Source organism: Paenibacillus lutrae (genome assembly GCF_009757775.1).
Taxonomy (GTDB): domain Bacteria; phylum Bacillota; class Bacilli; order Paenibacillales; family NBRC-103111; genus Paenibacillus_F; species Paenibacillus_F lutrae.
Window position 1 is genome coordinate 231,949 of the sequence record NZ_RHLK01000001.1, and the last position, 24,848, is coordinate 256,796.

The window sequence follows — 24,848 nt, forward strand, 5'->3', positions numbered from 1 at the left end:
GTTCTTTCGAATAGTAGATAGAGAGAATGGGGGGAACCGAGTCTCCAATACCGCAAGACCGAATTACAAAATTGTAAGGTAGATGTAAGGCAAATCGATAGCTTAGGCCAGCTTGGCAGGATAAGATTGGAACAAACCAAAATAGAAGGGAGAATTGAGATGAGGCTGTTTGAACTGCTGCTTTTTTTGTCAAACATCGGCTTGTTTGCATTAACAGTCCTAGTAAAAAAAGGACGGCGTAGAATTCCAGTATTCGTTGCAAGCGGGATCGCCGCACTTTTACTGGCCATTCACTGGACGGTGGAAGGATACAGAGTTCAGTTATTTTTCCTATATTGCATAACGATCATTTTTTTAGCCATTTCAGGTTGCAGCTATTTCACAAAAACCGGGCCACGAAATACCCCACGGCTCATGTTAGGTTCAGCTTATACCGCTATAGCGATAATGCTGGTCGTAACAGGGGGTCTCATGTATGCTTTTCCTGTATTTAAACTGCCTGAACCGACAGGCGAATTCAAGGTAGGAACGCAAACGTTTCATTTCGTGGATACAAATAGGGAAGAGATTTTCGACGAAGCCAAAGAGGGCAAGAGAGAATTGATGGTTCAGGTATGGTATCCGGCTCAAGCTGGCACCGGCGAATACGCTCCCTTTGTTCCCGATACTCAGATATTGCCTTATATGGCCGCGGAGTATGGCCTTCCCGGGTTTACTTTTCAACACCTGAAGTATGTATCCAGTCATGCTTATTCGGGGGCCGAAGTTTCTTCGATACAGACTTCATACCCGCTGATCCTTACGAATCCCGGCAATGCCTCTTCCAGGTTCCTCCACACGTCACAAGCCGAAAATCTCGCGAGTCACGGATATATCGTGGCAGTGATCGACCACACCTACAACACATTTGCAACTGAGTTTCCGGACGGGCGAATCACGACCAGCACAACCAATGATTTATTCTCGCCCATCGATGATTACCGGACAAGCAGAGGAAATCGCGACAAGTTGGGAAAAGTTCTAACCGGCGATGTGGCGTTTGCGCTGGACCAATTCGAGCTCATCCACTCGGGACAAATTTCAAGTGATTTAGACGGGAGGATTGATCTCGGTCATGTCGGGGTGTTCGGTCATTCCATCGGCGGAGCGACGGCCTATGACGCTTCATACGATTCGCGAATCGCGGTTGGAATAGACCTTGATGGAGGGCTTTACCGTATGCGTGACAGAGAGGGTCTGCGAAAGCCGTTTTTGTTTATCAACTCGGAAAGCTATTTCAATAAATTAAAAATGGTGATGGATAACCGGGTATACACGGATACAGAGCTTAACCGTATGGGCTCAACAAGGGAGTGGGAGGATCAAGTATCGGTAGATAAAAAGTTGGAGCTTGAACGGATGCGCGAAACGGTCGCCGAAGGGGGCCAAGTCCTCTATATCGAAAATACGGAGCATTTGAATTTTGCCGACGTACAGTTCATTTCTCCGATTTTCAGAATGCTGGGCATTACAGGAAAGATTGCGCCCGAAAGAGTGAACTCCGTTATCAATGCCTATATGCTGGATTTCTTCGATATGTATCTGAAAAATCAAGGCGAAATGAAAGGACCGGATAGCCGCTTTCCGGAGGTGAAGTTCGTAACCTCGCTATTATAAATTGAGATTGAGCTGTAGCCCTCAAAGAAAAGGACCCGACTTTTGTCAGGTCCTTTTTCTGTACCAAGCCTATAATCCGTTCTCCAGAGCGTGAATTATGGAATGTACTGCTGAACGATTTTCACGACCTTACCGTCTTTGATCGTTAAATGGAAAGGAAATGTGCTTACGTCGAGCAGGCCGTTGTTAGGATAAATGTTCAGGAACTTGCCGAGCGTTACTTTTTCGTTCCACTTGATGTCCGTACCTTCGTAAGTGCCGTCACGGTCGTAAAGCTGCATGAGGACCTGGGCGTTCGAATCAATCTCGAAGGTTTCGAGCTTTTGCTGATCGTCAACGATATAGTAGCCGTCGGGGGCGTGTGTCATGTCGCCGATGTCCGTTTCGTGCTCAACGAATTTCCGGTCGGCTTCCTCGCCTTCGTACCATTCGATCCGGTCCCCTTGAAGGGTGAGATCGCCCTTACTCTGCCCGAGGGAGGAGATCATAACGGTTATAGTATCTTCGCCGCGGGGAACGGGCGTATATTCGGAACCGACTGCATGGGCGGAAGTGACGAAAGCCAGCATGGATATCATGAGCGTTGTGAAAAGGACCATCTTTTTCATGTGTGTAACCCCTTTTCGGAAATAATTAGAATAGAATGTTCGTACTGTTTCTTACCCCGCAGGTCTGGTTTAAAACATCCATCCCGCGCTGGTACTCTCATCATAAACCAAATCGAGCATGGAATGGTCACAATGTAGTTACAAATGATCCGTAATCACATATCCCTGCTCGGGTTGAAATTCCACAAAGCCGGCCCTATGGCGGGGTTGACAGGTTAGGGGGCCGTTGCTTCCGGCCAGAAGGATGTTGAGCGTGTCGCGGGCGCTTTCCGAAGGGAGATAAAAAGCTTTTCGCCAAGTAAAAGCTTCGCCAAGCGTCGTGTGAACGGCGCCGATCTGTTTGTCGCGCACACTTTTGCCGAACAGATTCATTAAAAGGACGCCGTCCGTACGGAGTTTGTCCCGGCTAAGGGATCGTGAACTCGGCTTCGGAAATCCAGCGCTGCCGGTAGAAGTCGCGTCCCTTAATGCTGACTTTGTCCTTATATACTTCGACGTAGAGGCCCTCGCTTTCTTCCGGACCCGTAAGTATTTCACCTCCGTTTCCGTTGTCGGTCCAAGGCTGGAAGACGGAAGACGAGTTCACCATCGTAAACTTGTTCCGGACGAGGGTGCCCGGCAGTTTAAGCTCCCAGTGTGTATGACCCGAGAAAAGAATCGCCTGGGGATACGCGGAGAGGATTTTGGTCAGCTCCTCATGCTGGACGATCGCCCGGTTATTGACGCAGCAGAAGCTTGTGCCGGATACCGTGCCGGGAAGCGGCTGGTGAAGAAAGACGAAGACGGGTTTACCGCTCGCGGCTCCTTTGCGCAGGGAAGCTTTCAGAAATTCAAGCTGTTCCACCGAAAGCCAGGCGTCCTCCAGGTTGGACGGGTCCGACTGCCGGTACTGCTCCGAGCCGAGGAAAATGAAGCGGAAGCCATTCACGACCTCGTCGCCGTATACCTTTTTGCCGCCGGAAAAGCGAAGAAACCGTCCGATGGATGCCTGCTCCGTCTCGCCGTTCGGAAACGCATCCGCGTTCCATGAGCCGTCTTTGTCCATCCAAGCTTTATAAAATTCGTGGTTGCCCATCGTGTAGAACACTTTGCGGGGATGCGGGTTCTCCTTCATGAGCTCGCTAAGCTTAGCGTAATCCGCCGGCATACCGTTCGTGAGATCTCCGTTGATCACCAGCGCGTCCGCCTCGGGATCGATCGTCCGGAGGTCGGCCAGGGCTGCCTTGAACTTTTGATGCGACCGGGGGTCCCAGGACTGGATGTGAATATCGCTGAGCACGGGAAAAGTGAGAAGCGGCTTCTCTTCGCCGGGTATAGCGCCGACTGCGGAAGGAATTACTGCGACGGCAAGAAGCGACAGGGACAGGACGGCGGAGAGGAACGTTTTTCTTAACATAAAATCCTCCTCTGTTGATTGAATGTGTTTTACATTCCTTACCATACCTGTCATTTGTCAGAGAAAGATTGGTTCTGTTTAAAGATTTTATGAAAAAGAAGAAGGGGTCTTTCCCAAGTCGGAATATGAATTCGACTTTACAGCTTACCGATGGGCGAGCGCCATTCGTTACATGTTTAGTCGGCATGCCATACAAGCTCGAACTGATCATGATACTATGCAATTCTAATTTTTCTTCAATAAGAACGAATCATTCATCTGAAAATATTTTATAATGAGTCGGAGGAGGGGCACCCAAATATAAAAACACTTTGCAATATGCATTGTTAAAAAAGAATGGCTCACAAGTCAGTGACAAGAACTTATATGGTTCCCCGTAACTGAAGTTATTTCTCAATCATTATGCGGTATGATTCACGTATTATTTAGGTTAACAAGGTTTAATTCGAGTTTCCGAGGGTGATTTCTATCAAAATTTCCATCGAAGTAATAGACCATACAGAAGAAGAGGAGATCCGCATCAGGTGTCACCAAGTAGACGAAGAAATGCATGAGCTCGTTAATAAAATAAAAGCTGAAACGCTCATTATACTTGGTTATCAGGAGGATCGGATCAGCCGCATCAAACTGAGTGATATTTATTATTTTGAAGCTGTTGACGGGAAAGTGTTTGCGTATGGCAAGAACACCGTCCATGAAGTCAAACAAAAGCTTTATGAACTGGAGGAACTTTGCAAAGAGAAACATTGTTTCCGCGCCTCCAAATCGACCATTCTAAATATAGCTAAGATTGCCAGTGTTCATCCGTCGATCAGCGGCCGTTTTCATGCATTATTGGATAACGGGGAAAAGGTAGTCATATCACGGCAGTATGTGCCAATACTTAAACATATGCTTGGATTATAAAAGGGGGGAACTATATGAAGTATTCCGAGCTCATAAAAGAAATGATTAGAGATTTCTTAATTATATTTGCCTCCATCATTATAATCATCGCTATTTTACGGCAAATCTATGCTCCCGATGCAAGTTTCGAATTAAATACGCTTTTTACAATTATGGCTTTCTCTTTTCTGGGCGCTTTGACCGGAATCATTTTATATACGCCGCATGCGATTAGCGAGAATAAAATGCGCATCCGAGTGATTGTTCATTTCTTTTTTCTAGAGATTCTATTAATTTCTCTGGCTGTCCTATTGAATCTTGTATACAGCACTTTCGATATACTAGTATTGGCTTTGGAAATTGCCGCCGTATACGCTATCGTTCGCCTACTGACGTATAAGAATGACAAAAAGGAAGCTCAGAAGATCAATGAAAGATTAAAAGCATCTAAAAACAAGGTTTAGAAGATATACACAAACCGCTCCTAAATAAAGTCGTATTCGCAGCGTAAATGCACTTGATTGCGCTGTTTTTTACAACCTATTGCCTCTCAGCTACAGCTTATCGTTAATGCGTATACACCTGCTCGGCCATTTATTATGATGAACTCATAAAAATTTGGAGGAGGAGCAGAGAAGTCTTATGCAGATTTTAATACTTGTTGTTACGTTGGTCTTTGAGCTGGCAATTGCCGTTCATTCCATTGCAACCAAGCAAAGCCGCAGCAAGATAAAGAGTTGGACGAGAATTGCAATGTTTATAGGATTCGTGATGCTCATCTTGGGGAAAGTTGTCGTATGGGAGTACACTTGGGGGCTGTTTGCAGGCTTGCTTTTTATATTAGCGTTCAAGGAAATTGTTGCACTCCAACGCAAACAAACACACACTGCGCGTTACAAAGTTTTTTCTGCGATATGGAAATTCCTCTTGGTAGCACTGACCGTATTCGTTACTCTTGTTCCTGTTTTCCTTTTTCCACAGTATAGGCAGCCGCAAGTGACAGGTCCGTATGCAGTGGCGACCGCCACTTACAGCTATATGGACAAGAATCGTATCGAAGAATTTACGGATCAAGGAGACAATCGGTTTGTTAACGTGGAATTTTGGTATCCTGAACAGGCAGACGGAACATATCCTTTGCTTGTATTCTCCCATGGAGCTTTCGGTATTAAATCAAGCAACACTTCTACCTTTATAGAACTTGCGAGCCACGGCTATGTCGTCGTTTCGATTGACCATCCCTATCATTCTTTTTATACCGTTTCCGAGGATGGAAAGGTCGTGACGATTAATCCCGAGTACATGCAAGAAGTCAACCGTGCAAATAAAGAAGGGGTTTATTCGCTTGGTGAGTTTTACGAGCTTACTCAAAAATGGATGAAATTGCGAACGGATGATATGGATTTTGTCGTGGATACGATTCTGGAACAAGCCGAGCAAAAAAAAGATTCCATATATGAACGCATCGATATACAGAAAATAGGCGTGTTCGGTCATTCTATGGGGGGAGCGGCAAGCGTAGCACTGAGCAGAGAACGCGATGATATTGACGCCATAGTAAATATAGATGCTCCGTTCTTTAGCGAGCTTATGTATGATAAAGTTACAAACGAATTAACTGCAAAATCCGAACCCTACACCCTTCCGCTTCTTAACGTTTATTCGGATGATGTGTGGATACAGCTCGACAGCAGTTCTTCGTATATCGCGAATAAAATTTCGAATAAAAATTTTAAAGATGCATACAATGTTCATTTTAAAGGCGCAAAACATTTAAGTTTAACCGATCTGCCTTTATTCTCGCCTATATTGGCAAACCTGCTGCAAGAAGGCAGAAAAGCAGATATCGATAAATATTATGTGATTGAAACTCAAAATGAACTTATCCTTCGTTTTTTTGACTATGCACTAAAGAATCAAGGTCAGTTTGCTCCAAAAGCGACGTATTGAGTATCTGTTCCGTATGCAGGAAGAAGAATCTGAAAATCGAAACTCAGTGTAGCCGATCCACAATGTACCGCAGTTTATCGCAAGGGGCAGCTTGCAGAGAACCTGGGACGGGTATCCGGTTCGGGCAGTTGCGATGGTGAAAGTTGGATCGGCTGGGCTTGGAATGTACACATAAAATGTCATAGTGGAGAACGATAGTGAGGAGTTGCCGTAAGGGCAGCTCCTCTTTAATGTTTCAATGAAGTAACTTCCTTAAAAGGCTTAAAAGTCTTAATTGGATGCCGGGACGAGGATAAGGGCAGAACTGCAGTTGAACAAATGAACAAGGAAGGGGTGGCGGTTGAATTAGAAATAATTGATTTGAATTCCCGTGATAGTCGTTGGGAGTAGGATCTTTTCAAGTTCATGAAGGCATGTTAGGTTTAAAAGGAAACTCGTCAGCCTGCCGCATCTCAAAAATGATGGTAAATGTCCAGCAAAGGAAATACGTAAGCGATTCTCGCCAGAAATCATTCAAGAGTTACTGGAAATAAAATGGTGGGATTGCGATATAGAAATCATCAATCAATATATTGGCGCGATCGTAAGCGGAAATATAAATACGCTTAGACAAATGAAACATATATTTTAATACTTTTGGAGGAGGTAGATTTTATGAAGATCACGATAAACGAATATGCAATCGCTAGATCAGATGCGGGGCCTTATGGAATAACCGTTGGAAAAGATGGAGCCCTATGGTATACGGAACAGAAAGGGAATCGAATTGGACGAATAACTGCCAAGGGTGAGATGAATTCTTTCCCTATCCCAACACCGGATGCTGGTGCTATGACTATTGTATCGGATCAATCTGGCGATTTATGGTTTACAGAATATAAAGCAAATAAGATCGGCAGAATATCGCTGAACGGTCTTTTTGCAGAATATGAGCTTCCATCGGCAGACGTTTCGCCTTTTGGCATTATACAAGGACCTGATGGCGCTTTATGGTTTACAGAAATGAACAGTGGCAGAATAGGAAGGATAACACCATCTGGTGACATAACCGAGTTTGACTTACCGAATCGCAAAGCTTTTCCCTCTTTTATTACTCAAGGATTAGATGGAGCATTGTGGTTTACCGAGAATCAGAGCAATACAATCGGTCGAATAACCACAGAAGGTGAAGTTATAGAATATTCAATCCCAACACTTAACTCAGGCCCAGTCGGCATTACAAGTGGACCTGATGGCGCTCTATGGTTTGTACAGAAAAACGGCAATAAAATTGGAAGAATTACAACATCAGGTGAGATGAAAGAATATATTATACCGACGCCTGGCGCCCGTCCTCATGCCATTGTTTCCGGGAAGGAAGGAGAACTCTGGTTCACAGAATGGGGGGCGAATCAAATCGGTCGAATTACAACAGAAGGAGTTATTACGGAGTATGTAATACCAACAAAGAACGCCGAACCTCACGGCATTACGGTTTGTCCTGCAGGAAATGTTTGGTTCGCTGAAGAGTGTAATCAAATCGGTTGTTTGATGGTATTATCGGAATGAATTTTCAACGTGTGTCGCTTGGGCTGCTCAAATAAATAGACTGGCCTGAGGAGGCCAATATTTTCACAGAAAAGCTCGGACCTACCACATTAAACAAACCCCTTATCAGCTCTTTGATGATCAATGTATAAAGAGATCAGAAAGGAAGGGGGAGTATAAATGGATATTTATGAGAGAGCAGAGCTTGCAAGGCAAGGGGAAAGGGAAGCTTTAGTACCATTAATAAGGGCTTACCAGCAAAGTCTTTATGTAAGGGTATAGCTTGGTAAATGATTTAGAAAAAGGCTGGTTAGATGAAATCCCATTTTATAGCGCTCAGAGAGATTGGTCGATATATCAACCTCTAAAACAACACAATAGGTTGCCGAGATCATCGACAGCCTGTTCAGCTAACGGCCAGCATAGCTGCACAATACACTCATAAAATGAAAACATTATCTTTGAATTTTCATAAAAGGGGAGTCGACCGTGGATGAAAAAGTCTTTATATTCGTCTAACCTCATCATTAGAAGCGCAGTCTTCGACGACGTCGACATGCTTCGCGATGTCTTTCGCCGTGCGTCGCTGACATTCGAGGGCGACCGTGATCTCATCGCCACTCACCCTGAGTGGCTCCTGTGGGACGACGAGATGTTGCCGTTCACACGTGTCGCTGTTGTTAACGGGCGGGTCGTCGGCTTTGCGTCAGCACGTCCTTTCAACGACTGCCTCGAACTAGAAGATCTGTTCACTGATCCTGACTGGATGCGCCAAGGCATCGCGAGTACCTTGATCGAAGACATTGCGCGCCACGGTGTGCGTGTAGAAGTGACCGCCAACTCGTACGCGATAGGATTTTACGAATCCGTCGGCTTCGTCGCCCGCGGCTTCACCAACACACAGGGTGGGCCAGCGCCGCGGATGTACCTCAATGTCACGCATACTCGACCTTGAAAAATCATTAGAGATAAAACACTTATAAATCAGTGAATTCCTGGGCTCTATTGAAAGTACTCATCCATTGATGCCAATACAAAAAGGCAGCCTCGTAGAGTTTTGAATCTCTGCGGGGCTGTTTCTTTCTTGTTTACGGCTTTTGATTTGAATTAATGCCTTTATATGTATTGACGTGTATATACATTAAAGTGTATATTAAGTTCATGAAATCAGCAACCTTACAGTTAACGTTACTTACTCTTGCCGAACCCAATCGATTCAACATCGTTGAGTTACTAAGGAATGGGCCCAAATCGGTAGGGGAAATCGTCCAAGCGCTAGGCATCAGCCAGCCGCACGTATCCCGTCATTTGCGGATCTTGAGCGAGGCCGGGATGGTACGCTCTCGCAGCAAAGCACAGCTGCGAATTTACAGTCTCGAATCCGGACCGTTCCAGGAGCTGGATGAATGGTTTGATTCCTTCAGCATTCTATGGGAAGAGCGTCTCGACAATTTCGAGGAGTATATGCTGGACTACAAGAAGAAGGAGGACTTATGACAGGTATCACCAGATTTAACGCGAGCTACATGCTGAATTAACGCAAAGTCTGGAACCAAAGGCTGGATTCCCTTGAAAACTACCTGAAAAGGATGACTGCAAATGATAAGAAAAACAACCGTTCGTAAAAACCGCGATCGCAGAGAACTTACTGTCGAGCGTAACGTTGCGATGCCTGTCCAGTTGGCATGGGAAGGCTGGACGGAGCCCAAGCATATTACAAAATGGTGGGGGCCAAAGGGCTGGACGACAACTGTTTACGAAATGGATGTGCGGCCAGGTGGAGTGTGGCGGTATAGTCTTCAAGCGGATGACAATAGCGGCGAGGCGGCCTTTTGCAGAGCCACATATGACGTAGTAGAAGCACCGGGCAAACTAGTGTACGTAGACACTTTTGCCGACAGCGATTGGAATATCGTTTCGGATAGCGAAATGTACACGACCGTGTTGTTTGAGGAGAAAAGCGGGGGAACGCGAATTAGCATCGTGACGCGATTCGCTTCCAACGAACAATTGGACAACGCTGAAGCAATGGGAATGATTGAAGGATTCACCGATGCTTATGATCGACTGGAAGATTACTTAGAAACGTTAATGGGAGGCAAGAACCCAATGGAAACAGTTATTTCAAAAGATGGGACACAAATCGCTTATACCAAACAAGGGACTGGCCCTTCCATCATCCTCATATCATCGGCAGCGGCTGATTATCAGGATGCTTCACCGTTAGCCGAGCACTTGTCGGTCAACTTCACCGTATACAATTACGATCGTCGCGGACGAGGCCGCAGTACGGATACCTCGCCTTACGAAACCGCACGTGAAGTGGAAGATATCGAGGCTTTAATTGCAGTCGCCGGAGGGCAAGCTTACTTGTTCGGAAGCTCATCCGGAGCCGTGTTGGCGCTTGAGGCCGCGAACTTGTTAGGAGATTCGGTCGCCAAGCTCTTCTTGTATGAACCGCCATTCATTATTAACGACAGCCGTAAGCCTGTACCTAATGACTACGTCGAACATTTGAATGCACTGATCAAAGCCGGGAAAAGGTCTGAAGCAGTTGAATATTTCGCATCCGAGGCTCTAGGCATTCCCGGAGAATACATCGGCTATATGAAATCCGATCCTTCTTGGAACAAGATGGAGTCCCTGGCGCATACGCTTGCTTACGATGGCATCATTATGGGAACGACACAATCCGGAAACCCGCTGCCAACCGGCAGATGGAACGTTACGATTCCTACTTTGATTATGACTGGGGAAAACAGCGAACCGCTTTTCCATGACGCGGCACATGCGCTTGTCGAGCTTCTACCAAGGGCTGCTGCTCATTCGCTCGCCGGTCAAGATCATTCCGCGGTTATTATGGCTCCTGAAGTAGTAGCAAAAGCCATAGTGGACTCCGAACGATAAGGAAATGGGAGCATGACGAATCTTCAACGTTAGCGACTAGCCGGAGTTCGTTGCCGGCGGCAGTAACACATCCGCTTCACTCGTAATATGATGAGTCTAGAAATCTAAAGAGGTGAGCGGAATGGCAGTTGTAAAAGCCAGAGACCAGGATATTGATATGTTGGCAAGGTTGCTTCGAGCCGAGGCGGAGGCCGAAGGCGAAAAGGGCATGTTGCTTGTTGGAAATGTCGGCGTTAACCGAATAAGAGCGAATTGCTCTGATTTTAAAGGAATCCGGACAATTCCTCAAATGATCAATCAGCCGCATGCTTTCGAAGCCTTGCAGCATGGTTTGTATTATCAGAAGGCAAGAGACAGGGATCGTCGTTTGGCTCGCCGGGCCGTGAATGGGGAGCGGAGTTGGCCAGGTAAATTCTCCTTGTGGTATTTCCGACCGGGTTCATTTGAAAGTCCGGGACCATGTCCGCCGACTTGGTATAATCAGCCGTTCGCGGGGCGATGGAAGAAGCACTGTTTTTATGAACCGACCGCCGAAGAATGTGAAAATATCTATAACACGTTTTAAGTTTATAAACGAAAAGAGTCCAGGCGCCACTAGGCTTCACTCATTATGTCCCGATCATATGTCGATTTGTAAGAATATTATCCCATTAAGCGCTGCGTACATCGCGGCTTTTTTTGGTTTTAGTGGAATAAAGCTAGGCCGCGCGGTATTATAAAATTACTAATTAAACTGATTTTCAAAGATGCTGTAAAAACTGGCACAAGCCGGATTACTACCAAAAATTACATATACATATTCATAAAATCCGTATTTTATACACATGTCTAAATCCGCTGCTACGGTCATTTTTAATGATTATTTAAACGAGAATTTTGATAGACTCGCCTGCTTTAACTTATTTAGCGCCTCCCATTTGAGTACGGATTCACTTCCATTTTGTAGACAGTCTGTACACCAGTTTAAATGATTTGTTTGTTACTTTGTTTTGTTCATGGAGATCGAAATCCAATATTTGTTAAAATCTCTTCGTCAATCCCTTTTAATTCAAACAATTCCTTCCATACCTTCCCCACTTTTTTCATATTCCTTAATTTTTGTACTTGGTCGACACCAAACAGTTTTAAAATGTCATTACGAGTTGTTTGATTTGCAAACAATATTTTTTCAAATATCGACCAAGGTGCCTCATACTTATGAATCCATTGGCTCCTTTATGTACTAAGGCCATATATACCTCAGATTCTATCCGTCGATTTCGTTATGCTTACTTCAGCCAACATCCTAAGTTGTTTGACTGGTTAACCCCTGAGGAAGGTGAGCCTCCCCAGGGGCATTGCTTCAGTTCTTCGCTACAGCAGAGATGGAATCGCGGATTATACTCAATATCCCATCGATAATCGTGGCGTTTCTGGGCAGATGCTCCGGATTCAACATATTGAAATGCTCTCCAGAGCCTTGATAAATGCGTTGTGTACCTGCCGTCGCACCCTGCCATAGGCCAATACCATATTGCTGGGAATCAACGGCCGTATCCGAAAGAATCATATGGATGTTCGCCTGGACAAGCCCAGTATTCACCATATCGTTAAAATACATTTGGTAGTTCCTGCGCTTATTCACCGCCTGTGCAATCAGCTTCTGGTTATCGGTGATTGCGTCGTAATACAAGACAACGGCCTCTTCCAACTGCAGTTCAATCTCTTCTTGCGTCTGCTGGCCGCCCCGGTCTTTCTTCCATGCGTCAAGCATGATGAGATCCGCTACGGCCATCCCGCGCTGTTCTGCCAACTGAGCCACCTCAAACGCCAGATTCCCGCCCGAGGAGTAGCCTAGAAACACAAGTTGTGAAGACCTGGCAATGCCGGTATGCGCCAGCTCCTCCAAGTAGCGATCTAGTCGGTCGTCCTGCTCAATGAAGTCGAACCCGTAAACCGTCGCATAAGGCGACAGCCGGTCGGCAAGCTCTTTAAACACAAGCGCGTAACCCGCCACCGGAGGAAAGCAAATCACGGTCAGATCCGTACGCGAGCCTTGCTTTAGCATAATTAGGCTTTGTCTATTGTCTGGCAGATCCATATGCTCAGCTAACTGGCGCACGGTCGGATATTCGAAAAGCATCCGCATCGTGAGCTCCATATGAAGCTCGCGATGAATGCGGCTGATCGTCTCGAGTACTTTTAACGAATTGCCTCCTAAATCGAAGAAACGGTCGGTGACGCCGACTCGATCCACGCCCAGCACCTCCTGCCAAATGCCGGCAAGCTGTTCCTCCACCCAGTTGCCCGGCGGGGTGTATGCCCGAACGGCGTGAGATCCTTCGCCTAGCGCTGCGAGCTTTTTACGGTCGATTTTACCGTTCGCGTTAAGAGGCATCTGATCCAACCGCATAAACTTCGCGGGCAGCATGTAATCCGGCAGTTTAGCCGCTAAAGCCGTACGAAGATCGGCGGGCGACAGCGGCCGGTCCGCTGTATAATAGCCGCTCAGCTCGGCGTGATCCGTCGATTTGCCGGGGAGCAGCAGCACGGCGGCCCCACGAACACCACTCACTTGAAGCAGGTGATGCTCGATTTCCTCCAGCTCGATCCGGTATCCGCGAAGCTTGATTTGGTTATCCGTGCGACCGACATAATCGATCGAGCCGTCCGGTAGCCATCTCGCTAAATCACCTGTCCGGTACAATCGGCCTTCAGGTGAATACGGGTCCGCCACAAAACGGGCCTGTGTCTGTTCCGGCTGGTTGAAGTAACAACGTGCCAGCCCTTCCCCGCCAATGCACAGATCTCCAATCACGCCTTCCGGAACAAGCCGCAGCGAATCATCTACAATGCGCGCGCTTGTACCCGCTACCGGAATGCCGATGCTGACCCGCTTTCTCCCGTTAAGCCGCTGCACGGTGGAATACACGGTCGTTTCCGTCGGTCCATACAAGTTATAGATGTCGGCGTCCGTCGACTGTTCGAGCTGCTCCAGCAGCTCTTGCGGAAGAGCTTCCCCGCCTAACATCACCAGTCTTGCCCGGCGAAGGCCCTCCACGGTTCGCTGATCGCTGAGCAGCAGTTTCATTCGGGACGGGGTCGTCTGTACGATATCCGCAGGAAAACGGAGCAGCAGCCGATTCAACAAGGCCGGATCGCGCTGTTCGTCTTCATCTGCAATAATCGTGTGAAGGCCATTCAACAAGGGAAGCAGCATCTCCACAATATGAATGTCGAAGCATATTTTCGTCACGCAAAGCACCGATTCGTGACGGTCGAACCCCACCATCTCGCGCAGGGAATGATTCAAGTTCATCATGCTGCGATGCTCGATCATGACCCCTTTCGGTTTCCCGGTCGAACCGGATGTGAATATAACGTAAGCGAGCCGTTCCGGACCAATCGCAAGTGAAAGACGATCAGGCGTGTAAGCCTGCAGCTCCTTCAGCCCGTGCTGGAATTTGTGACGCCCTTCCGAGCTGTCAGGGCGAAGCTTGCCGGCTGCTGCTTGCGGGTCGAGCTCCATCACGACGTCGTAACGAAACCTCGTCAGCTCGTTTTCCACGGTGGCGAGCTTATTGCTGAATTTTATATTTGTTATGCCGGGAAGATCGTAGGCCAAATCCTCGAAGAACGGCTTTGCCACGAACCACTCGGACGAAAAATCGGTCTTGACCGTATGATCCGGATGATTCGCTTGATGCAGGCGCAAGGAAGACAACAGCTCGGCCCTCAGCTCCAAATCCATTACATCGCCGATGAACAGCACACCCCGCCCCCGAAGCTTGGCGATGATTTGACGAAGCACCCGCCGTAAATAATTTGGTCCGTGGAAATACTGGATGACGCTGTTCAGGATTACGATATCGAAGTCGGCTTCGTCCAATTCAGCGATCTGGTCGGCCGGCATGCAGTGCAACCGAACATGGTTCCAGCCCTCGGCATCGGAGGCAGCATGGGTTCGTTCAATCATGGAAGGCGACAGATCAATGCCGCAGTACATGCCGACATGCGGAGCGATGCGAAACAGACTGATCCCCGATGCGCATCCGATCTCCAGCACCCTTGCCTCGCTGTGTAAGTATGGCTGTAACTTGTGCAGCACATTGTCCGCGTACTCGTCCATTTCCAGCTTGGAGAAAGGCTTGCCTGTATAGCTGCTGACCCAGCCTCCGCCGCTAATGTCGTCTTCGCCCTCCGTTCGGACATGCTCCCATAAACGTTCATCCATCAAAGCATTTTTCTCGTTCTCTTCCACCTTGTGGGGATCGTCACAATCCAGGCATATATAGCTTTGCAGTTCGGGGCATTCCCATTGCAGATCGTTGAGCGCCTTGAGCCGTGTGCGCGATGAGAGCAGAACGGACAACCCGGCATCGCGCACAATAGCGCCGACTCGATCGGCAGGCATATCGGGATCGATGGGTACGTAGCCTCCCCCTGCTTTCATCACACCCAGCATGGCGGCAGCACTGTCCGGGGATGCATGCATCCAAACGCCGATTAGCTGCTCACTCTCGCCTTTACTGCGCCGGTGCAAGTAAGTGGCGATCCGATTCGCACGCTCTTCCATCTGCCGATATGTGAACGATTCTCCCTTGTAGAGGGCAGCCACACGATCCGGATAGCGGTCGGCCGTCTCTTCGAACAGACCGTGTACGGTTTGATGACTTTTCTCAGCTGCCAGCTCAGGGTTTCCCGCATTCAAGAGATGTTCGATATCCTGCTTTGTCAAAAGCGGTAAATCGGATAAGCGCTGGTTCGGATCGGAGGTGATCGAATGCAGCAGCGTTTCTAAATGGGCGGCCCAGCGCTTGATCGTCGATTCCGCGAACAACTCTGTTGAATATTCGAAGCTGCACCGTAGCGTACCCTCAACTTCCGTTACATAGAGGGACAAATCAAATTTCGCAGTCGGATGCATGTAGGGATATGCGGACATGCGAAGGTCGCCGAGATCGAGCGCTCGCTGATCCATGTTCTGCAAAGCCAATAGAACATCGAATAACGGATTACGGTTTAAACTCCGGTCTACCTCCAGCTTATCGACCAGCTCCTCGAACGGATAATCCTGATGTTCCAGGCTTTCTAATGTCATTTCCTTCGTTTCGTTCAACAAAGAGAGGAACGATTGATCCCTACGCGGAGACGTGCGCAGCGCGAGTGTATTCACGAACATGCCGATGATCGGTTCCAGTTCAGCACTCTGTCTTCCGGCTGACGGCGATCCTATGACGATATCCTCCTGTCCGCTCAACCGGTGAAGAAATGTAGAGAGCGAGGCGAGCAGCACCATGTAGAGCGTACTTTGCGTATCGGAAGCAAGCCGATAAAGCCGTTCGGTAGCCACCTCATCCAATGTAAAAGGAACATGTCCACCCTCATTCCGCATACTGGAGGGACGAGGATGATCCGTCGGCAGCTGCAGAAGCGGCGGCGCAATGGCGAACCGGTCAAGCCAATACTTTTCCTGCAAGCCATACGCTTCGCTCTCAGCAAGCTGCCGCTGCCAAACCGCGAAATCTTTGTATTGTACGGCCAATTCAGGCAGCACTTCACCCCGGTACAACCTGGAAAATTCATCGATCAGCAGTGGGACCGAGGTGCCGTCCGCTATTATATGGTGAATATCGAATAAAAACAGATGAAGCGTCTCCTCCAGCCTGATCAGGCCGACCCGAAACAACGGAGCTTGGTGAAGGTCGAACGCCCTCACGAATGATTGAACAATCGCATCCGTGTCCCTTCCGTCTGCATGTTCATAAAGGAAAGGAAGATCCTGGTGAGCGTGCACGATTTGCACGGGCTCGCCGTCCTGGATGTCGAATGAAGTGCGCAGGCTGTCGTGACGCCGCATGATCTCGCGGAAGGCGGATTCGAACTGAGTAACGTCTACCGTTCCCTCGATTTCAAACATATAGGGAATATTGTAATGATAGTGTGACGTGTCCATTCGATTCAGCAGGTACAGACGCCTTTGCGAATAGGAAATTGGATAGTACGGCTGGATTTCGACCGGTTCTAGTACCGGGCCCTTGACGGTGCTTCCCGCTGCGATCCGCTCGGACATTTGCTCGATCGTTGTGTACTGAAATATATCACGCAGCGTAAGTTCACGATCGAACGCTTTATTAATACGGGATGCGAGCGTTGTCGCTTTAAGAGAATGGCCACCGATCTCAAAGAACGATTCCCGGATGCCGATCGGCCGTTCGATGTCCAGCACCTTCTGCCACAAACGGGCAAGCTTCGCTTGAGCCGAATTGCGCGGGGCATTGTACAGGCCTCCGCTTGCAAACGCAGCGCCGCCCGAGGGAAGTCTTTGACGGTCGACCTTCCCGTTAGACGTAAGCGGCAGATGATCCCATCGTACGAAGCGTGATGGGATCAGAGGCGCAGGGAGCACCCGGCTGAGCGCGTCACGAAGCGAGGCTTCGGTCAGATGGTTTTCCCCCGTCACATAAGCCCACAGCTCGCTTTGTCCGTCGATGCTTTGGGCCGCTACAACCGCTTCTCGTACCCCGTCGATTTGCATTAATCGCGCCTCGATTTCCGCCGGCTCGATCCGATGACCCCGAATTTTCAGCTGCTGGTCGATCCGGCCTATGAATTCGATGCTGCCATCAGGCAGCCACCGGGCCAAGTCTCCGGTTCGATACATTCGCTCGCCGGGGACATAAGGATCCTGCACGAACCGCTCTTCATTCAGCTCTTGCCGATTCCGGTAGCCTCTTCCGACACCAACGCCTCCGATGCACAGCTCACCCGGCACGCCGACTGGCTGCAAGCCGAAGCCCGGATGAACGATATAAGTACGCACGTTAGGGAAAGGACGACCAATGGGGACAGTACCCACGACCGGCAATCGCCGGGAATCAAGTTCGTATAAGGTCGCATCCACGCAAGCTTCCGTGACACCGTAACAGTTGATCACTCGCGTGGAAGGACCGAGCATTTCGACCGCTTGTTCAAAATCGGCGGCATGACAAACGTCCCCACCCGTAATGAGAGTACGCAATGAACGCAGATTCCGTCTGTGTCTGGCCGCATGTCGGACAAGCGGAACGACGACTGCAGGCGTCGCATTGAGAAAAGTAACGGATTCCCGTTCGATCAACCGACACATGGCGTCAACATCTGTCCGTGCTACCTGCGGGCATAAGACGAGCGTGCCGCCGTACGACAGAGCTCTAGCTAGGTCGGCTGCAAAGACGTCGAACGAGAAGCTGGCGATTTGCAGCAAAGTTACCTCGGTCTGATCCAGCCTATAGGTCGTCCGCCAAGCATCCGCCATTCCTGCATAGCTTCTATGCTCGATTGTTACTCCCTTCGGATTCCCCGTCGTTCCCGATGTGTAGATCATGTATGCAGCATGCTCCGGCCGGATGCGCAGCGGTACAGCCAAGCCTTCTTCCATGTGTTCCGTAGCAGCTGCCTTCTCATCAAAAGCCAACGTTCGGCCGGGATAATCGGCCGGCGCTTCTGCCGGACGGTCGGTCAGCAGCAGCTTAGCCCCGCTATCGGTCAGCATGAACCGGATGCGTTCGTCCGGATAATCGGCATCAATAGGCAGGTAGGCACCGCCAGCTTTCCAAACGGCAAGCACGGCGACCAGCATATCGGGAGTTCGTTCAGACCGAATAGCCACGATGTCTTCAAACCCCACCCCCTCCGCCCGCAGTGCATGAGCCAACCGTGTAGCGCGTGTGTTCACCTCGCGGTAGGTCAACCGCTCATTTCCGCTAACGACAGCGATTCGATCCGGCGTCTTCGCAGCCTGCTCCTCGAACAAATGCGGAACCATTTTCGGACACTCTGGATCAGTGATGACCTGATGAAAGCGGGATAGCAGTTCTTCCGTTTCATCCCATGTTAAAAGATCGATCTCGCCCGGATCTACATACGGGTTGTCCAACATGGCAGCGAGCATTTGACGCAGATGTCCCTGCATGCTGCGGATCCCATCCTTATCGTATACGTTCGCATTGTAATGGAAACGGATGAAGAGGCTCTCGCCGGGCACTACCGTGACATTCAAGTCATAATGCGACTGTTCCCGGACGACAACGTGTTCTACCTGCAGCGTATCCGGCATGCTAGATGAGACGCCCTCACCTGTCGGCAGCGGATAATTCTCAAACACAAACAGGTGATCGATCAGGCTCTGCTTGGCCTCAGTCCTCGCCTGAATTTCATACAGCGGATAATAGCTATGCGGTTCTGCTGCCAGAGCGGCTTCCTGCACAGCCTGAGCAATCGCCAGAAAACCGCCCTCCCGCCAGCTAACCCGTACCGGCAGCGTATTGATGAACAGCCCCACCATCGTTTCGATGCCCTCGATCTGCGCCGGTCGCCCCGATACGACGGCCCCGAATATAGACTCATCCTGTCCGCTGTATCGCTGCAGCAATACGCCCCACAACGTTTGTATCAACGTCGCGACGGTTATGCGGGTTGATTGCGCCAGCGCGTTCAACCGGTTCGTCAAGGCTTCTTCCAGTACCAACGTCACCTCTTCCTGGCGGTACCCGGCCTCCGGGCTGCTGCGCCGCCATGGTAGGGAGCAGGCTCCTGCGCAGCCTTCCAACTGCCGGTCCCAGAACGCCGCCGCTTCGCTGCTGTCTCGCCCCGTCAACCAGCGGATATACTCGCCATACGGACGAACACGAGGTAAAGCGACTGGAAGTCCCGCCTCCAGCAAGCGATACGCCTCGAAAAACTCCTTCATCACGATCCCGATGCACCAGCCGTCCATCAAGATGTGATGATGACTCCATACGCAGATGTATCGCTGTTCGCCCGTGCGCAGCAGGGTGAGCCGCAGCAGCATATCCTTGCTCAGATCAAACCCTCTCGCTCGATCCTCACTAACAAAAGATTGTACACGCTCGCTTTGCTCGTTTTCAGACAACCCGCGCAAATCCTCCATGTGAACTTCCGCATCCCGCTGCTTTAAGACTACCTGCTGTGGGCGATTCATTTCAGCAACACTAGGCAAAAAGACGGTACGAAAAATATCATACCGGTTAATCAGCAGTTGAACGCTTTGCCGGAAGGCCTCCTCGTTCAAAATCCCTTGCAGCGTAAGCGTTGTTTGTTCGACATAGGCACGGGCTTCCCCGTCATACAACGTCTGAAACAGCATGCCTTCCTGCATGTAGGATAATGGGTAAATATCTTGAATTTCCGCTTTATTTTTCATCGTCCTAAGTCCCCCTTTCGTTTCTTGGTTCGTTTTCGCGTCTTGGAGCGCTCGGATTGTTGCTATCAGCTCTATAACGAGCCGATCATCGAACGAATGTCGTCCAAAGCAGAGGACGTCAACTCCTTGCCGGTGAAATCGGACGCGGTTTGTTCAGGCTCCTGCTTGTGAACGCAGTGTGCAAGGATGCTTATTAAATGGTTGTGAATTCCTTCCGCAAAGCTGCTCATCGTCTGCTCGCGATAATGATGCCGATTGTAGTTTACCGTCAAGGAGAACCGCCCCCCCACGACTATGCAATTTATCTCAAGCACATGTAGCCGTGTGTTGTCCAAACAAGTGTCAAATGCCCCATGAAGCGGAGAAAATGAAAACACGGGGTTATCCGCCTCCCGGTCGAATTGACCGAGGTAGTTGAAAGCAATGTCCGCCTGTGCCCGTAAAGGCTGATCCGGGACGTGCGCTTGCCTCTGTGACAACTGTGCCAAGTACCTCAGGATACCGTATCCGGCCCCTTGGTTTGGAACGCGCCGCAGTTCATCTTTAACGCTCTTAATATCAGTCCCCAAGAGCAGCGCCTCATCATCTTCAACTGGAGTCGCTAACGTCTCTTCAGGCGCGTCCTCCATTGGTTCCACTTCAAGCAGCACCGGATATAGTGTTGTAAACCACCCGACCGTGCGCGATGCGTCCGCGCCCTCCGGCAGTGCGTCACGACCGTGTTTTTCTAGCTCCAGCCGCATGCGGCCGCTTCCCGTCCAATCTCGAACAGCCCGTGCCAAAGCCGCGACTATAAGCTCCGTCGTTTCTGTATGGTACGCCTTATTCGCCTCCCGCAGCAGCAGCTCCGTCTCCGCTTCGCTCAGCGTCACGCTGACCGTCTCCGAATCGGACCAACGGCCGTTTCCTTCAGCGCCTGCGAAGTCTTTCGGCAGCGGAGCCACTTGCGCTTCCTGAACTCTCTGCCAGTATTGCCGCTCCGATCGGGACCTCGGCCGCTCAGCCGCTTTTGCCAGCAGGCGTGCACAGTCCCGGTATGACGTCGTTTTTGCAGGCAGACTTGGCTCGTCGGGTAATGAGATGTTCTTTATCGAAAGTGTATATAAGGATTGAAAATCCTCCAGGAGGATTCGCCACGACACCCCGTCGATTACCAGATGGTGTACCGCGATCAACAGGTGGTCTCCCTCAGCCGTGCGAAACAGCCCAAGCCGCACCAGCGGTCCCTCGTCCAATCGCATCGCGGCCTGAATTCGCCGCTCCTCCGCCCGAATGCGATCCGCCGCATCCGGGCTTGTGCTAAAGTCCAGCACGTCCATCCCGAAGGAGTCACCTTCGGCCAATCCCCTGTTTCGTTGGCTCCAGCGCCCGTCTTCTTGCCGGAATACAAGTCGCAATGCATCGTGGTGCACAGCCAGTCGCCGGAACGTCTCCCGCACGACCGCCTCGGAGAAGCCATCCTGCCTATACAGCATCAAGGATTGGTTGAAATGAGTCGGTGCCGCCATATCCTGTTCGAAGAACCAGGCTTGAATCGGCATGAGCGGCGCATCTCCTTCTACCGGACCCTGCTCGGCCACAGGATCATGATACGTCAAGGCCTCGGCCAGCGCTTCGAGGGTCGGTTGCTGAAATAGCGCCTTCAGCTCTAGCCCATACCCGTACCGATGCAGGCGCGATGAGACTTGAAGTCCTTTGATCGAGTCGCCGCCCAAGTCGAAAAAGCTATCGTGGATGCCGACTCGCGGCACGCCGAGCACCTGTTCCCAAACGGCGGCGAGCAAGCGCTCCCGCTCGGTCCGGGGAGCGATATACGCCGTGCCGAGCGCCACTCCCCCGTCAGGCACCGGCAGCGCCCGCCGGTCGAGCTTGCCGCTTGACGTCAGCGGTAACGCGGGGATCTGCACGAAGTACGACGGGATCATGTAGCCAGGCAGCATAGCCGCCAGAGAGGTGCGCAGCTCACTGACGAAGAGCACTTCGCGGGAAGTGACGTACGCGCATAACTGCGAGCGGCCTTCCGCATCTTCGCGGGCGACGACGATCGCGTCGTCGACGGAAGGCACGCGCCGCAGCCCGGCTTCGACCTCTCCGAGCTCGATCCGGTAGCCGCGGATTTTCACCTGATGATCGTTCCGTCCCGCATAGACGAGCTGCCCGTCCGGTAACCAACGTGCGAGATCGCCCGTACGGTACATCCGCTCGCCGGGCATGAACGGATCGGGCACGAACCGCTCCGCCGTCAGTTCCGGCCAGTTCAAATACCCTCTCGCCAGCCCTGCTCCTGCGATGTACAACTCTCCCCTTACTCCAACGGGCTGAAGCTGCTGCTGCGGTCCCAGCACATACACCCTCGTATTGGAGATAGGCCGTCCAATCGTGATCTCATTCTGCTTCTCCAGTTGGCGGGAAATGGTTGTCGCTACACTGTTCTCGGTCGGACCGTACTCATTGATCAGCTCCGCCTGAGGGGAGGCTTGCTTGCTAAGTTCCACGAGCGTTTTCGGCATCGGCTCCCCTGCCAGCGTCACCGACCTAAGCGGCAGCTCCTCACCTGTTTCGATTTCTCCCAGGTCTGCTTCCAGAATCGCCCGATATAAGGTGGGTACGACAAACAGTCGCGTAACCCCATGCTTGCGAATCATCTCGACAATGGCGCGAGCGTCGACGGCCTCATCCGCTGTTGCCAGTACGGACGGACTGCCTAACAACAGCGGAGTAAACAAGCTCGTGATGAAGCCATCGAACGTAAAAGAAAACAATTGAAGACTGCGATCCTGTGGCGTAAACCGATATTCCTCCTGCCGCCAGAGCAGTGTATTCGCGACGCTGCGGTGCTCAACCGTTACGCCTTTCGGTCGTCCGGTCGAACCGGACGTATAGATGGCGTAAGCGAGTTGTTCCGCGGCCGCGCTGTGCCGCGTTACCTCCGATTCTTGAATCGGAGGTATAAGATCGGCCGCTAAACGGGCTTCGCTTAGATCGATTATCATACCGGAGAAGTCGTTAAGCGCATTTGCCCGCCGTTCCACCAGCAGCGTCTTAACCCCGCTGTCTTGCAGCACGAAGCGGTTTCGCTCCTCGGGATGATCGGGATCGAGCGGCAAGTAGGCGCAGCCTGCTTTCCAAATGCCCAGGATGGCCGCGACCATTCCCGGCGAACGGTCAACCATCAAGCCCAAGATGCTGCCCGTCTTCACCCCTCGGACGCACAGGTAGCGGGCAAGCCGGTTCGCCTGAGCGTCCAGCTCGCTATACGTTATCACCGTGTCTCCGAATATAAGCGCTGCTTGCTCGGGCGTCTTCTCCGCCTGTTGTTCGAATAGCATATGCAGCGTCGCATCCTTCGGATAGTCCCGCTGCGTTTGGTTGAAATCAAGCACCACCTGCTGCCGCTCAGCTTCCGATACGATGTCGAGATCTGCGGGCTGGGCTGCGGGATTGTCCAAGACGGCATCGAGTACCCGCCGTAAGTGTTCGACCATCCTAAGGATGCCCCCGCTATCGTATACGTTCGCGTTGTAATCAAACGTTAGAAGCAGTTCAGCCCCTGGAACGATGATTACGTTCAGGTTATAGTGCGTCTGCGAACGAGCCGACACCTGTTTAATCCGCAGACTATCGCCTCCAGACTCACCTTCCATATGCTTCGGCAACGGATAGTTCTCGAATACGAAGATATGATCGATGAGATTGTGTTTGGCTTGCGAACGCGCCTGAATGTCGTACAGCGGGTAGTAGCTGTGCGGTTCCGCTGACAACGCGGCTTTCTGGACTTCCTGTGCAGCTGCAAGAAAACCGCCTTCCTGCTGGCGTACCCGAACCGGGAGCGTGTTAATGAACAGCCCGATCATCGTACCGGAGCCTTCAAGCTGGGAGGGACGGCCCGATACGATCCCGCCGAACACCGCCTCGCTCTGTCCGCTGTAGCGCTGCAGCAGGAAGCCCCACGCGGTTTGCAGCAGCGTCGCAATCGTCACACGCGACGTTTGCGACAGCGCGTTCAGGCGGGTCGTAGTCGCTTCATCTAATGTCAATGTCGCCTGCTCTTGGCGGTAACCGGATTCGGGATGACTCCGCTGCCATGGCAGCGGAGCAGGTCCCGGGCAGTCTTCCAGGTACTTATCCCAGTAAACTGCGCCTTCGTCGCGGTTCCTCCCTGTCAACCAGCGAATGTACTCGCTGTAAGGATGAACCCGAGGCAGCTTCACACTTTGTCCCGCTTGCAACAAGCGGTACGCCTCGAAAAACTCCTGCATCACGATTCCGATGCACCAGCCGTCCATCAGAATATGATGGTGGCTCCAAACGCAATTGTATTGCCGTTCGCCGGTTCTGAGCACCATAACCCGCAGCAGCGTATCTTTGGTAAGGTCGAACCCTCTCGCCCGGTCCTCGCTGCGAAACGCTTCCAGGCGAACGATTTGCTCTTCGCCCGAAAGTGTCCGCAGGTCTTCGAAGCGCACATCCGCTTCGCGTCGCTTCAAGACGACTTGGCGCGGCTTGGATTGCTCCGCCACCTGCTGATAAATAAAAATCGTCCGAAAAACATCGTGTCGATCCATCAAAAGCTGCACGCTTTGCCGAAACGCCTCTTCATTCACGTCGCCCATCAGCGTAAACGTAGTCTGCTCGATGTAAGCAGCCGATTCCCGGTCATATAGCATTTGAAACAAAATGCCTTCCTGCATGGAAGAGAGCGGATAAATATTTTGAATGTTGGACAGATCCATTC

At 50.7% G+C, this 24,848-nt stretch carries 14 protein-coding genes; 9 read left to right on the plus strand and 5 right to left on the minus strand.

The genetic code is table 11. The features are described 5' to 3' along the window. The first annotated feature begins 159 nt into the window (after positions 1-159). A complete protein-coding gene (locus EDM21_RS01090) occupies positions 160-1,656 on the plus strand; it encodes an alpha/beta hydrolase family protein (RefSeq protein WP_157332073.1) in 1,497 nt (498 codons plus the stop codon). A gap of 95 nt (positions 1,657-1,751) precedes the next feature. Here EDM21_RS01090 and EDM21_RS01095 read toward each other — a convergent pair whose 3' ends face one another. From EDM21_RS01095 to EDM21_RS01105, 3 genes are all read right to left on the minus strand, one after another. Beyond that, a complete protein-coding gene (locus EDM21_RS01095; RefSeq protein ID WP_157332075.1) occupies positions 1,752-2,264 on the minus strand; it encodes a hypothetical protein in 513 nt (170 codons plus the stop codon). A 138-nt stretch (positions 2,265-2,402) separates the two neighbouring features. Continuing rightward, positions 2,403-2,636: a hypothetical protein gene (locus EDM21_RS01100; protein WP_201280738.1), complete on the minus strand. Its 234-nt coding sequence runs from the start codon at positions 2,634-2,636 to the stop codon at positions 2,403-2,405. A gap of 34 nt (positions 2,637-2,670) precedes the next feature. Continuing rightward, the gene (locus tag EDM21_RS01105) at positions 2,671-3,660 is read right to left on the minus strand and encodes a metallophosphoesterase family protein (protein ID WP_157332077.1); all 990 of its coding nucleotides are present in this window, start codon (positions 3,658-3,660) and stop codon (positions 2,671-2,673) included. A gap of 459 nt (positions 3,661-4,119) precedes the next feature. Between EDM21_RS01105 and EDM21_RS01110 the strand changes: the two genes are divergently transcribed. From EDM21_RS01110 to EDM21_RS01150, 8 genes are all read left to right on the plus strand, one after another. After that, a complete protein-coding gene (locus tag EDM21_RS01110) occupies positions 4,120-4,566 on the plus strand; it encodes a LytTR family DNA-binding domain-containing protein (protein WP_338043904.1) in 447 nt (148 codons plus the stop codon). 14 nt (positions 4,567-4,580) lie between these two features. Then, complete coding sequence (locus EDM21_RS01115; RefSeq protein WP_157332079.1) at positions 4,581-5,009, plus strand: DUF3021 family protein; 429 nt, start codon at positions 4,581-4,583, stop codon at positions 5,007-5,009. Between the two features lie 178 nt (positions 5,010-5,187). After that, positions 5,188-6,495 carry an alpha/beta hydrolase family protein gene (locus EDM21_RS01120; protein WP_157332081.1) on the plus strand — a complete coding sequence of 436 codons (1,308 nt, stop codon included), beginning with the start codon at positions 5,188-5,190 and terminating at the stop codon, positions 6,493-6,495. 654 nt (positions 6,496-7,149) lie between these two features. Further along, positions 7,150-8,043 (plus strand): Vgb family protein, encoded by an 894-nt coding sequence (locus EDM21_RS01125; protein ID WP_157332083.1) that lies wholly within the window; start codon positions 7,150-7,152, stop codon positions 8,041-8,043. 472 nt (positions 8,044-8,515) lie between these two features. After that, positions 8,516-8,977 carry a GNAT family N-acetyltransferase gene (locus EDM21_RS01130; RefSeq protein WP_157332085.1) on the plus strand — a complete coding sequence of 154 codons (462 nt, stop codon included), beginning with the start codon at positions 8,516-8,518 and terminating at the stop codon, positions 8,975-8,977. Between the two features lie 206 nt (positions 8,978-9,183). Continuing rightward, positions 9,184-9,519: an ArsR/SmtB family transcription factor gene (locus tag EDM21_RS01135; RefSeq protein ID WP_157332087.1), complete on the plus strand. Its 336-nt coding sequence runs from the start codon at positions 9,184-9,186 to the stop codon at positions 9,517-9,519. A 102-nt stretch (positions 9,520-9,621) separates the two neighbouring features. Further along, positions 9,622-10,929, plus strand: coding sequence for an alpha/beta fold hydrolase (locus tag EDM21_RS24800; RefSeq protein WP_235917966.1), 1,308 nt, complete (start codon positions 9,622-9,624; stop codon positions 10,927-10,929). Between the two features lie 121 nt (positions 10,930-11,050). After that, on the plus strand, positions 11,051-11,494 hold the full coding sequence (locus tag EDM21_RS01150) for a cell wall hydrolase (protein WP_157332089.1): 444 nt from the start codon (positions 11,051-11,053) through the stop codon (positions 11,492-11,494). A gap of 777 nt (positions 11,495-12,271) precedes the next feature. Here EDM21_RS01150 and EDM21_RS01155 read toward each other — a convergent pair. Both EDM21_RS01155 and EDM21_RS01160 read right to left on the minus strand, forming a co-directional pair. After that, positions 12,272-20,113, minus strand: coding sequence for a non-ribosomal peptide synthetase (locus tag EDM21_RS01155; RefSeq protein ID WP_157332091.1), 7,842 nt, complete (start codon positions 20,111-20,113; stop codon positions 12,272-12,274). 71 nt (positions 20,114-20,184) lie between these two features. Next, positions 20,185-24,846, minus strand: coding sequence for a non-ribosomal peptide synthetase (locus EDM21_RS01160; RefSeq protein ID WP_157332093.1), 4,662 nt, complete (start codon positions 24,844-24,846; stop codon positions 20,185-20,187). Positions 24,847-24,848 lie beyond the last annotated feature (2 nt).